The sequence below is a fragment of the Alcanivorax sp. HI0044 genome (genome assembly GCF_001634945.1).
Map to the genome: position 1 here is coordinate 1 of NZ_LWEZ01000409.1, position 739 is coordinate 739.

Below are 739 nucleotides of genomic sequence, written 5' to 3' on the forward strand. Positions count from 1 at the left end.
ACGAAGAGCTGAAACCGTTTGGTGTGGTGGTGACGGCACTGTGTCCGGGTGGCACGCGTACCGAATTTTCTTCTCTGGCCCGTGAAAAAATGGATCCGGATCTGGAAAAGGCGATGATGCCAGCGGATCGGGTAGCTGCTGCAGGATTGCAGGGACTAATGGCGGGGAAAGCGGTGGTGGTACCCGGTGCCCTGTATAAGCTGATGGTCGCGGTAACACGATTCTTGCCCGGAGTTTGGGTCACCCGGCTAGCGGGGTTGGTGATGGGCCGGCATGACTAGAAAAAACAGTCTCTGACGCTGACAACAGCAGGCGCGGGGGGCACCTGCTGTTGTCGAGCTTGTGGCGTCAGAAATCAAGCGTTGCTTCAATGCTTATTGCTGCGCCTTGTCGTCTTTGTTGTCCACGTTGTCGTAGAACAGGTAGCGCGCGGTTTCGTATTGTCCGCGGGCCAGCTCGTACAGTTTCTCAAACACTTCCGGGTGTTGTTCGGCGCGGTCGGTTTCCGGGTCGTCGCTGTGCAGGTCGTGGAGGGTGGCATTGCTGCCGTCGTGGTTCATGCGCACGAAGTAATCCTTGGTCAGCGCGCCATATACGGGGCGTGGACCTTCCTGCATCACCACAAAGTTAACGCGATCGCCTTCCGGCGCCGGGCTTTGAATGTCACGGCCCAGAGTTGTGTTGCGGTAGGTCAGCCCCAGCATGCCAGCGATGGTTGGCATCACATCGGTTAGCCCCA

2 pseudogenes are annotated in these 739 nt (G+C 58.2%); one reads left to right on the forward strand and one right to left on the reverse strand.

The window, feature by feature from the left end:
* Nucleotides 1-281 (forward strand): annotated as a pseudogene (locus A3730_RS31065) (SDR family NAD(P)-dependent oxidoreductase); the annotation flags it as partial.
* Between the two features lie 93 nt (nt 282-374).
* Here A3730_RS31065 and A3730_RS04960 read toward each other — a convergent pair.
* Nucleotides 375-739: pseudogene (locus A3730_RS04960) on the reverse strand (sulfatase); the annotation flags it as partial.